The sequence below is a fragment of the Alteromonas alvinellae genome (assembly GCF_902705805.1).
Window position 1 is genome coordinate 1 of record NZ_CACSIH010000227.1, and the last position, 11,758, is coordinate 11,758.

At 43.1% G+C, this 11,758-nt stretch carries 9 protein-coding genes and 1 pseudogene; 5 read left to right on the plus strand and 5 right to left on the minus strand.

The genetic code is table 11. From position 1 onward, the window contains the following. Positions 1-246, plus strand: a pseudogene (locus ACX5KA_RS17680) (hypothetical protein); the annotation flags it as partial. 441 nt (positions 247-687) lie between these two features. On the opposite strand, the gene ACX5KA_RS17685 reads toward ACX5KA_RS17680, so the two are convergent. The 4 genes from ACX5KA_RS17685 to fadR form a co-directional block, all read right to left on the minus strand. Further along, positions 688-1,440 carry a hypothetical protein gene (locus tag ACX5KA_RS17685; RefSeq protein ID WP_458731774.1) on the minus strand — a complete coding sequence of 251 codons (753 nt, stop codon included), beginning with the start codon at positions 1,438-1,440 and terminating at the stop codon, positions 688-690. Positions 1,441-1,644: 204 nt separating this feature from the next. Beyond that, on the minus strand, positions 1,645-2,004 hold the full coding sequence (locus ACX5KA_RS17690) for a phasin-related domain-containing protein (RefSeq protein ID WP_039222766.1): 360 nt from the start codon (positions 2,002-2,004) through the stop codon (positions 1,645-1,647). Between the two features lie 215 nt (positions 2,005-2,219). Beyond that, complete coding sequence (locus tag ACX5KA_RS17695; RefSeq protein ID WP_458731775.1) at positions 2,220-4,397, minus strand: S9 family peptidase; 2,178 nt, start codon at positions 4,395-4,397, stop codon at positions 2,220-2,222. A 327-nt stretch (positions 4,398-4,724) separates the two neighbouring features. Beyond that, entirely contained in the window at positions 4,725-5,435 is a 711-nt protein-coding gene (gene fadR / locus ACX5KA_RS17700) for a fatty acid metabolism transcriptional regulator FadR (RefSeq protein WP_458731776.1), read from the minus strand. 430 nt (positions 5,436-5,865) lie between these two features. On the opposite strand from fadR, the gene nhaB reads away from it, so the two are divergent. Genes nhaB through ACX5KA_RS17715 form a run of 3 tightly spaced genes read left to right on the plus strand, consistent with a single transcriptional unit; the run spans position 5,866 to position 8,522 of the window. Continuing rightward, positions 5,866-7,440, plus strand: coding sequence for a sodium/proton antiporter NhaB (nhaB, locus tag ACX5KA_RS17705; RefSeq protein WP_039222771.1), 1,575 nt, complete (start codon positions 5,866-5,868; stop codon positions 7,438-7,440). 3 nt (positions 7,441-7,443) lie between these two features. Beyond that, positions 7,444-7,971, plus strand: a complete 528-nt coding sequence (dsbB, locus tag ACX5KA_RS17710) for a disulfide bond formation protein DsbB (protein WP_014976923.1) — start codon at positions 7,444-7,446, stop codon at positions 7,969-7,971. Next, positions 7,968-8,522: a GNAT family N-acetyltransferase gene (locus tag ACX5KA_RS17715; protein ID WP_458731777.1), complete on the plus strand. Its 555-nt coding sequence runs from the start codon at positions 7,968-7,970 to the stop codon at positions 8,520-8,522. Before dsbB ends, ACX5KA_RS17715 begins: the two co-directional genes overlap by 4 nt. A gap of 41 nt (positions 8,523-8,563) precedes the next feature. Here ACX5KA_RS17715 and ACX5KA_RS17720 read toward each other — a convergent pair whose 3' ends face one another. Next, positions 8,564-9,847, minus strand: a complete 1,284-nt coding sequence (locus tag ACX5KA_RS17720; RefSeq protein ID WP_458731778.1) for an alginate export family protein — start codon at positions 9,845-9,847, stop codon at positions 8,564-8,566. 242 nt (positions 9,848-10,089) lie between these two features. Between ACX5KA_RS17720 and ACX5KA_RS17725 the strand changes: the two genes are divergently transcribed. Beyond that, positions 10,090-11,736 (plus strand): methyl-accepting chemotaxis protein, encoded by a 1,647-nt coding sequence (locus ACX5KA_RS17725; protein WP_458731779.1) that lies wholly within the window; start codon positions 10,090-10,092, stop codon positions 11,734-11,736. The last annotated feature ends 22 nt before the right edge of the window (positions 11,737-11,758 follow it).

Consider the following 11,758-nt stretch of genomic DNA (forward strand, 5'->3'; position numbering starts at 1 on the left):
GGTGATCGGAATGGGCCGGAACATGCAGCTGCCTCTAGTTTTTGCAACGCAAATTTAAATATTAATAAAGATGCCGTCACTATTACTCCTAGTTTAAGAGCCTATTTGTTTGAGTGGGTACTGCAAATTTTTTGTTGGGCATGCTGCATATTTATGTCGGTTAAAGTTTGGCAGTTGGAGCCAAACCTTGATTCGAAAACCGAATTCGTTGTTGTCGTGCTTACATTGGGGGGCTCTTTAGTTTAGGAACGGCCTTTATATGCAGAAAAAGCAGAAGAAAATTCTATTTTGACCTAAACGAAAAAGCGCTGAATGTCGGCAGTTCGCATAGTCCGAAAACTAAAGTTGGTTTTGATTCGTTTGAAAAGCTTCTGTTAGTTACGCATCGAATATATACATCTAGTGGGTCACTTACTTGTCACGAGCTAAGCGTTTTAACTAATAACCAAAAACGAATCGCGTTAATTTATCACGGTGATTATTACGCAATACAAAACGATTCAGATATACTCGCGAAAATACTGGGATTAGAAGTGGATAATTTAGAGACTTGATGCTGCTATTCATTATTTTTGAACTTACTGAAAGACAATCTACAGCACCTCTGACACGAAGCAGCGCCAATTAATGCATATGCGTGTAATTGGCGCTTTTATCAAAAGCGACTTCTAGCTATATTCAGTGCTTTTACTCGTCGTTTTTAGCGGTTTCAGATGAACTCGATGTACTTTTAGTCGTACTTTGGGCCGGTGTAGTTTTGTTACTCGCCGTTGTTTTACGTGCTGTGCTCTTAGCTGCAGTTGACTTCGCTGCAGTACGCTTACCAGCTGTTCCAGTAGACGCTTTTTTAGTTGTGCTCGTCGATGTCGTCGCAGGCTTTGCCGAACTCGTTTTGCGAGTGCGTGTAGTTGAAGAAGAGGCACTGGACGACTTAGCCGGAGTACTTTTAGTTGCTTTTTTCTCAGGTGCAGCTGCCTTGCTCGAAGTGCTTGCCGCATCTACTTTTTTAGCCGCTTCTTTCGCAGCTAATAGCGCTACCTGTTCAACGAGCAAGTCCACTTTTGCACTCAGCATTTCGAGCTGTTGCTCTTTCTGTTGACGTTTTTGGCCGCCAGACAAGGCCGAAAATAATGGCGTTGATGCCACCAGCTTTTGTGCAGTATCGACTAAAGCGAAAGGATTAAGCGAACGTCTGAGTTCACTCTCCACCTCCAGGCCTTTAACCTGCATAGCATTAATAGTCTCTTGGGTGTCATCAATTTTCTGGCTGACCACACCTGCGGCTTGTTCAAGCTTTGCAGACAATAGGTCTGAGCCGGCAAAGAGCCATCCAAACAAGGGGGATGATTTTAATGGTGAAGCGTTGGTACCGTTTAACGTTGTCAATTCTCTTTCGACAACAGGCACAGCTTCTGGATTAGGGATATTTTTGTTGCTCATAACGCCTCCAATATGGAGATTTGTAAGCATGGCAATGTAGGAAATGTTCGAAGCTTAGCTAAAACACTTTGTTTAAAAGCGTCCTTGAGCGCTCGGCTTTCATTGCCACTCAATTGCAATTTATTCTAATACCCTTCTATAGCGAAGTAGCATATAGAAATTGCACATAGGGCACCGCAAGCGGTGCCCAAAAGAACCTATGCTTTACTTGCTTGCAGCTAGTTTTGCAACGGCTTCAGTCAAAGCGTCGATTTTTGCTGAAAGCTCTTCGATGCGCTGATCTGCAGGTTCAGAATCTAAACCAAGCTTTTTACGAACGTCAGCTACACGGTTTTCCACATCGTTAGTGGTAGATTTAAACTTGCTTTTCGCGTCGTCTTCTAAAGTTTCGCCTTTAGTCACAAGCTCGTCGAACATTTTGCTCGCTTCTTCGCTTAACTTCTCGTAACGCCCCTGCGCTTCCTCAACGCTTTTACCATAAGCGCCTAGGCCTGCTAACCAAATTTTACGCGCCATTTCTTCGGCTTCGTTAATTTTGCCTTTGATTGTATCAGTAGTAGTCATGTTCAGCTCCTATGAATGCTAAATTTGAGTGTGTTTCAACACCATGATTAAACTTTACGCTTAACAATTAGAATCCGCATACTAAAAACGTAAAAAAATAAAAAAGCCCAAAAAGCGTGTGCTTATTTGGGCTTAAATATTAAAACGCTTCTTTTTGAAAAGTGAATCAACGCAACAAGTAACTGATGTCACCTTCCTCTAGAGAACGCGGCTTCTTACAGCGGTACACCTGCTAGATGCAAAACAAAGGCATATTCTAGAGCCGTTGATTCAAAACGCTTGAAGCGTCCTGACGCGCCGCCGTGTCCTGCTTCCATGTCGGTCTTAAACAGGAGTAAGTTATTGTCTGTTTTATACTCTCTAAGCTTCGCTACCCACTTCATAGGCTCAAAGTATTGCACTTGCGAATCATGCAACCCTGTGGTCACTAGCATGTGCGGATAATCTTTAGCTTCTACTTGATCGTAAGGCGAGTAAGACAGCATGTAGTCAAACTCATCTTTATTGGCTGGGTTGCCCCATTCAGTATACTCACCTGTGGTCAATGGAATAGTCTCATCGCTCATAGTGGTAACCACGTCAACAAACGGCACGTGGGCGCTCACTCCTTTGTAAAGCTCAGGGGCCATATTTACAACCGCCCCCATTAACAAACCACCAGCGCTTCCACCCATTGCAAATACTCGATTTTCATCAGCATACTGCTGAGCAACTAAGCCTTTTGATACATCTATAAAGTCGGTAAATGTATTCATTTTATGATGCATTTTGCCGCTCTCATACCATTCACGTCCCAACATTTGCCCACCGCGAATGTGTGCAATGGCGACCACAAAACCTCTGTCTATGAGTGAAAGCCAGCTGCTCCTAAATGTAGGGTCGAAAGTTGCACCATATGAGCCGTAAGCATATTGATATAGTGGATTCGTGCCGTCTTTTTTGAACTTATCTTTTCGATAAACCAAGGACACTGGAACCATAGCGCCATCGCGCGCTTTAATCATCACGCGCTCAGACGCGTAAGCTGAGGAATCAAAGGTCTCAGATACGCGTGTTTGCTTCATGACTTCACTTTCAAGCGTATCTAAATTGATATCAATAATAGAGCCTGGCGTAGTCAACGAGCTGTAATAGATCCTAAGCTTATTAGTATCCATTTCAGGGTTGGCATTGAAGTACGCACCGTAAATTGGGTCTTGAGTTGGAATAATCTTTTCTTTATTTGAAGTAAGGTTATGCACAACCATGCGCAGCATGCCGTTTTCTTTTTCTTTCACAACCAGATGGTTTTCCATCACTTCAATACTTTGAAGAAAGACCTCTGGACGATGTGGCACTACTTCCTGCCACTTTGACACGTCAGCAGTAGCGTTCAGTGGCGCCTTCATCACTTTGAAGTTTTTTGCATCAATGTTGGTTAGAACGTAATAACCGTCACTTGCTTTCGCTACGCTATATTCCTGCCCTTCCTTAATAGGTAAGAAAACTTCTGAATCAGACGTGGGGTTATCTGCATCAATCAAAGTCACGCCTGTTTTGTCAGTGTTAGAATGATGAATATAAATAACGCTGTCGTCTTTGCTTTTACTAATGTAGCTATAAAACGTCGGGTCGCTTTCTTCGTAAACTAATACATCGCTTTCTTGTGAAGTACCCAGCTTGTGTCGATACACTTGATAACCTAAAAGGGTTTGAGGGTCTTTTTTCACATAGAATAAATGTTCATTGTCATTCGCCCATACAGCCCTACCTGACGTGCCCTCTAGCACATCGTTTAGCTTTTCGTCGCTTTCCAGGTTTTTCACATATACGGTATAAATGCGACGACTAAGTGTGTCTTCTGAGTACGCCATGAGCATATTATTACTGCTAACCGCGTAGCTACCAATGCTGAAATAATCATGCCCTTCAGACATAACATTCGCATCGAGCAACACTTGCGGCTCTGCATCTAGCGAGGGCTTTCTCAAATAAACAGGATACTCATTTTCCCCAGAGTAACGGGTGTAGTACCAGTAGCCGTTATCAAACACAGGTACTGTAGAGTCGTCCTTCTCAATACGAGAAACCAGCTCTTCATAAAGCGCCTCTCGGGTCTCTTTAAGCGGAGCTAGTACTGTATCTACGTATCTATTCTCCTGTTCTAAGTGCGCCAATATCTCTGTATCGGTGCGCGAATCATCGCGCATCCAATAATAATTGTCGTTTCTAGTAACGCCATGGGCCGACATTTCGTAAGGCACTTTTTTCGCTACTGGTGCATTTACATTCGTATTTAACATGACTGCTCGTACTGTTTTATCTACTTTTTGTTCTAGGCTGTCCGATTTGTTCTCAACACCACAGCCCGACATCAGCCCACCTGCGGTAAGTACTATCCATAGATATTTCATTATTTTTCCTTTTTAACACTTTTGGAATCACTGCACATTTCGCATTTTTAAAAGACGTAATTCTGTTAAAAATATTTTCAAAATTGTGTGACGAAACGCGCAGCATAATTATATTGAGTATATATAAATGCAACTTAGGTTCTAGCATTATCGGCTTGTCGTTAATCGCTAGTGACCATATTAAATGTTACAAAATACACAAGCTCTCGTCAGAGATGAACAAAAAGCTGCGCACACAAAAACGCCGCCTATCTCAAGAGAAACAGGCGGCGTATATACTATTTTTATCATTTGTCTTGTGGCAGCGCGTCTACCAAGCTTGTAGCATCAGTCAACTAGGTCTTTAGGCATTTCATCGCGAATAGCCTGCCACACCTTGCCACTTTCAATACCGTAGTTTCTAACTACCACTGGAACTCTGTCGTACTCACCCTTCTCTGCCACTTCAAGCAAATCGGCGTAATACTTGATCGCAATATCTCGGGCCGGCTGATGTGAGAAAAAATAACCGCCGATTCGCGAATAAAGTCCGCGGAAACCGTTCATCATTAAGACAAATACGTTATTGTTTGAGGCAAGCGCTAGATCGTGAGTCATTTGATAATCAAATTGAGCAAACGCCAAGCCTTCTTGATCTACATTTTTGTACCTAGCAATGATATCTGCAGACGCTTGAGGATTGTTACGAATGGCGCCTCGGATGAAAACTGCACTTAAATTCGTGCGAGCAGCAAGCAGATTATCGACCAATTCCGGAATGCCTTCTTGGTCCAAGCGAGCAAGCGTCTCGAGAATGTTAAGACCGCAGGTTTCCCAGAAATTATTTACCTTAGTTGGCTTTCCGTGCTGAATGGTCAACCAGCCATCACGAGCTAAACGTTGTAGCACTTCTCTTAACGTAGTTCGCGTTACACCAATTAACTCAGAAAGCTCTCTTTCTGCAGGCAAAATGGTGCCAGGTGGAAATCGTCCACTCCAAATAGATTCAACAATGTATTCTTCGGCGAATCCAGCTGGACTCTGTGCCTTATAAATCATAACTAATCGCCTGCACGTTATTGTTATTTTGCAACTGATTGTACCAGATGCTGTTTTATTATCACAATGAATTATGCCTCGTCCACTAAAGCTTTTAACAACTTGTTAAAATTAAAGTGTTATTTCAAACACCATTAAATGTCTGCTGCTCATTTTGTGTGCGAAATATTACGCATTGCCAATTTCAATGATAACTATGGTTAAAAAAGTGATAAATATTCAGTGACTTTCACATGGTGGGGTCTGTGAATTGCTTTCTCAAGACGTTAATATCATGTACGCTTAATTTCCGACTATAATGACAGCAGCAAAACCGCGGTAAGGCGAATTATATCGCGCAAAGCCAGCAGTTTATGTATGCAATAACCGGAACTACACAGTATAAAGATGCGCAAAAATGCGTGCTTTGTTGTAAAAGGAACAGGAACTCATGCAAACCTCAATGATCGCGGCGATCTATAAGAATTTCCTGGGACATGCGCCCGACTGGTATAAAAAAACCATCATTGCCTTTCTCATTGTTAACCCCTTCATCTTTATGGTGGACCCATATGTTGCTGGCTGGACGCTTGTAATCCAATTTATATTTACCTTGGCAATGGCGCTGAAGTGTTATCCACTTCAACCAGGCGGCCTACTGCTTATTGAAGCCATGTTCATTGGAATGACGTCTCCTGGTCACATGATGCACGAGATTGAAGTGAATTTAGAAGTACTCTTACTTCTAGTATTCATGGTAGCGGGCATCTACTTTATGAAAGACCTGCTGATGTACTTATTTACCAAGTTGGTGATAAAGGTTCGAAACAAGTTGGTGCTTTCTCTTTCTTTTATTTTTGCATCTGCGTTTCTATCGGCGTTTCTCGACGCATTAACGGTTGTTGCAGTAATAATCAGTGTAGGTCTGGGCTTTTACTCTATCTATCACAAAGTAGCGTCGGGCAAGGAGTTTCATTCTGATCACGACCACACTAGCGACGACGAGTTGGGAAGCCACGACTTAGAAGACTTCAGAGCTTTCCTACGCAACCTTATGATGCACTCAGCCGTAGGTACTGCCCTTGGTGGTGTTATGACCATGGTAGGCGAACCACAGAACCTGATTATTGCAGACAAGGCAGGCTGGGACTTCGTTGAATTTTTCATCCGTATGGCACCTGTTACTATCCCAGTATTCGTATTTGGACTACTTACCACCGTAATTCTGGAAAAAACCGGTATGTTTTCATACGGCGCAAAATTACCTGCAGCGGTAAGACAGATTTTGGTCGACTATAACGACCATATGGACAAGGGCCGCAGTAAGCGTGAAACCGCTAAGCTGGTAGTACAAGCACTAATAGGTGTTTGGTTAATCATTGGCCTTGCTACGCATATGGCGTCAGTGGGTCTTATCGGTCTGTCTGTTATTGTACTTGCTACTTCAATGAGCGGTGTTATCGAAGAGCACGCACTTGGTAAAGCGTTCGAAGAAGCACTGCCATTTACCGCACTACTTTGCGTATTCTTTGGCGTAGTAGCCGTTATCATTGACCAGGGCCTTTTCCAGCCGGTAATCCATTGGGTACTATCGTTTGAAGGCGAAACGCAAATGGTTATGTTCTATCTTGCTAACGGTGTGCTTTCGATGGTGAGTGACAACGTGTTTGTGGGCTCTGTTTATATCACTGAAGTCACAGCGGCTCTACAGGCCGGTCAAATCACACGTGACCAGTACGATATGCTTGCTGTAGCAATCAATACGGGAACCAACTTACCAAGTGTGGCAACACCAAACGGTCAAGCTGCTTTCCTATTCTTGCTGACCTCAGCCATCGCGCCACTGCTTCGTTTGTCGTACGGCCGTATGGTTATGATGGCATTGCCATATACCATCGTGCTGACCATCGTTGGTTTGTTAGCAACATACATTGGACTTGCTGATGCTACTCAGGTGCTTTACGACATGCACCTCATTGAACACCACACCGCTGCTGAAGCGGGTGCTCAAGCGGTAGGCCACTAATCTATGCGCGGAATCATTCACAGCATTAGCCAATGGGCAGAGCACAAGTCTTCATGGCTTGTGCTTTTCGCCACGTCATTGGCATTAGAAATTGCTGCGCTTTACTTTCAGTACGGCATGGGGTTAAAACCCTGCATTATGTGCATCTATCAGCGAACCGCCATGTACGGAATTGTGTTGTCAGCACTTATTGTCGTTATTAAAAACAACGGCTTTACACGCATGCTTGGCTTCGCTGGTTGGGCTGTATCTGCAGGATGGGGCTTCTTAATTGCCAAAGAGCACGTAGGCATTCTCAATGCCGCGAACCCATTTTTTGCCAGCTGTGAAATAGTGCCAAACTTTCCTTCGTGGTTACAACTTCACGAGTGGCTACCCGCTGTATTTGCCGCTGAAGGTGACTGTTTAGAAGATTCGTGGCAATTTTTGTCTATGGGAATGGCTGAGTGGATGCAAATTATTTTTGCTGCCTACTTTGCTGTATTCGCTATTGTGTTTGCATGTCGATTATTGGATAAGAAACCCTTTTGATCGACTTATCCATTCTACCGTCACGCCTACCTCCAATACATACGGAACAAGGCCCCATTTCCATTCAGCGCATTGCGGAGAAACACTGCTATGCGCTTTGTGAGGCTGGGCAACAGTCTATCCATCACGTAAAACCTTGGTTTGGTTCAGCGGTTTGCCCTGTTACACCAGCACTGTCCAAGCAGTGCATCGCCAACATGGAAAAGGCCCGAGATACAGGCTATGGACTTACCTACTTGCTAATGCACGAGGAAAAGTGCTTAGGTATGGGCATTATCAATCATATTCATCACACGCACCTTACCGCTAATCTTGGCTACTGGCTCAGACCAGACGCATGCGGAAAAGGTTTAGCTACCGCGATTTGTGAAGCCTTGAAGAAGCTTGCGTTCTCTCAAATGAATTTGCATAGATTGGAATGCTTTATAGAGCCTAACAACAAGGCAAGTATACGTGTAGCAGAGCGAATTGGTGGTACAAAAGAAGGGCTTTGTCGCAAACGCGTATTTGGCAGAGACGCGCTTCTTTACGCCCTCATTAATGAAAGCTAGGCGGCCTAAAATATTGTCATTTTAAGCGGCTATTTTTATGTTTAGAATGTGTACATCAACGCCGTATATGCATACATAGCATCGTCTGGATATGCACCACTGTCTAATGCATCACCTTTCGCTAGATAAGCTCCACCCAACTCTAATCGTAGCGGTTTAAACGCTTGATATCGCCAACGGAATTCGAGTTGATGCCCTAAGAAGTCTTCATCACCACTTGCTACTTTTTGAAGCCACAGCGCTTTGTAACCAATCATAATGTTATGCAAACCATCGAGCTTAGTCACACTTCTTAATCCGGGAGCTAATATATTGCTGCGAGGAAACGTTTGATATACATCAGTAGGGCCGTAGTCGAAGCGTCGAAGTCCATACAATGAATCAAAGGCATGTATGGTATCATCGGTGGTATCATTATCACCGCTTGCTGCGTCAATTTCGCCTCTCAAAAATGTATTTTCGCTTATTTGCTTTCCTAAATGGCTATGTATCATCCACGCTTTAACGTCTCTATCGGTTATATCTGCTGAAGAAGTAGATTGACGCGCATGACCCGTTTGCCCTATTGCCTCAATATTGTATTTCCATCCCTCTGAAAATTCTCTAGTATGATCTACAGAGAAAGTAAACAAATCTCTGTTTTTAGTATTAAGATCGGCAGAATCTGATTCTTTGAGCCAATAGCTTTGAACTTTCCACGCTTTGTCTGACGACTCTGCGTAGATACCAAAGAACTTTCTATTACTGAAACTTTTGTCGAACGCGCGTTTATTATCATCTATTGACGCCGTATCTACAGGAAAACGCGATACTGGCAACAAATAAAAACTTCTGACACTCCAGTCGTTCCAGTGAGAATCGATTACCGCTCCTTCAAAGCTACTTGTTGCATTACGGAATCGCGTACGTGCCATTAAACGGCGGCTTCCATGATCGAGGGTAACTCGACCTACGGTTACGCTATCAATATGTTCACTTACGCCTTTATATGAAAGGTAAAATTGCACAGGTTCAAGCGTGTTAACCTGTGAAGACTTTAGCGTTGGATCGTTATCATCTAGATAAGCGCGTGAATCTTCTATCTCAACAGCGGCTTCCCAATTGCCGTACTTTGCTTCACCTTTAAATCTCATTCGCGTTGAAATACGCTCGTTGGTTTTTGAACGTACATCTTCTGTTGTAGGAAAGATTGGATTATTCAAGGTTTCGTAACGCACCCTTACCGACCCGCTGTAATCAAATTCGAATTCCTTTGCGTCGATGCTGAGTGGAGCGACTGCCATTGCAGACGACAAAAATAAGACATTGGTTGCAAGTGTCTTCATCTGAAACCTTACTTAATCTAAATAGTAAAAAGTGAGCGGAGTATAAAGTAGTCTCTTGGATTACACTCTTGTCCTTTTGTATAAAAAGCGGGATGTAGCCCGATGAACACTGTGGGAGATTACACCTAACATAAAGTCTAATCGATTTAGCTATGATAACCATCTAGCATATTAAGCATGAATAAACTTTGGGATTGCTCGCGTTGTTTAGCAGTTCTTTTTCCTCATCTACAATGGTCTACATGCTAAACTTTGACAATTTAACAATACGCAAAAAGCTCGCAGTACCTACCAGTTTTGTTGCACTTCTCCTTTTAATTGTTAGCTTTTTGAGCATTACAAATGCTAGATTCCTATCCAGTAATACAGACACATTATCCTCAGTGTTTAGCCAATCGATAAGCGCCGCGTTGAATGCTGATAGGGATCTTTATCAGGCTCATTCGGCGATATTGGACATCATGCTCGCAGCACAGCTTAACCAAAAGGACCTAATTCCAGCCTTAACTAAAGATTATGAAGAGAATGTCCAGCAAGCCAAAGACCGCATGGAAAAAGTGCTCACCCTTACAAAAGAATATCCAGAAGTAAGCGCGGAAGCGTCATCTTATAAACAAGACTTTGAGCGGTGGACAAATCTAAATACAAAAATTTTTGAATTAGTTCGCTCTGGAGATGTGCGTAAGGGAGCCATTGAATACCACAATAATGGCATGCCTGTTTTCGAAGCGTTGAGAAAAAATTTCGATCGCGTTGGAGAATCAGTCAAACAGCTCTCAGACAAAACCGCACAGACCAGTCTAAGCTCCAGTGATAGCCAAACGCTTTACCTTCTCGTTGCATTAGCACTTGCAGTCATTGCGTGTGTATTGACCATCGTCATGGGGCCAAGACTCATTACAAAGCGCATCGATACGTTAAAATATATGCTGGACTCGATAAGCCAAGGCGAAGGTGACCTTACACAGAGAATTAAAACAAATGGGCGTGATGAAATAACAGACGTTGCCCACTCGTTTAATGGCTTGATGGACAATTTACAGCGTCTAATATCGTTTATTAAAAGTGATGTTACATCGCTTGCACAAGCAGAAAGAGAGATGAACGCTTCTTCTAGCGCTGTAGCGCAAATCTCAACACAGCAGAAATGCAACCTTGATCAAATTGCAACGGCAGTAAATCAGCTAAGCCATGCCCTACGAGAAGTTGCAGATAACACACAAATCGCGTCTACTGACACTCAAACAGCAAACAATGATGCTGAAAATAGTAAAAGTGCCGTAACGCTGTCCACAGACAGCATCGCGAAAACAAACGATGCGATACGTCAAGCAAGTAATGTAATACAGAAACTGGAAAAAGAAACAAAAGAAATTTCTTCTCTGCTCAGCGTCATTAGCGGCATCTCAGAACAGACTAACTTGCTTGCATTAAATGCCGCAATTGAAGCGGCTAGAGCGGGTGAGCAAGGGCGTGGGTTTGCTGTCGTAGCGGATGAAGTGAGATCACTGGCCAACCGCTCTCAACAAGCAACAACAGATATTAACGAAATGCTTTCTAATCTTAACAAGGGGGTAGAAGAAGCAGTAACTGCAATCGAAGCAGGTTCATCGCAAATGGAAGAGGTTGTCGAGATTTCTGCAACGCTTAAAAAACAACTAGATACTGTGTCTAATTCAGTGATAAGTGCGAACGATCGCATCTACCAAATCGCTGCTGCTACCGAAGAGCAAAGTCAAGTCGTCGACAATCTTAACGACAATATTTCTTCTCTCAATACGCTAAGCCAACAAGTTATGGGCACTATTGAGGAATCTGGAAACGCTAGCGATAAAGTAAGCGATGCAACAAGGCACATAGCTAAAAATATCGGTCGCTTCAACGTTTAAAAAGAGAGCAACAAATTAAAGC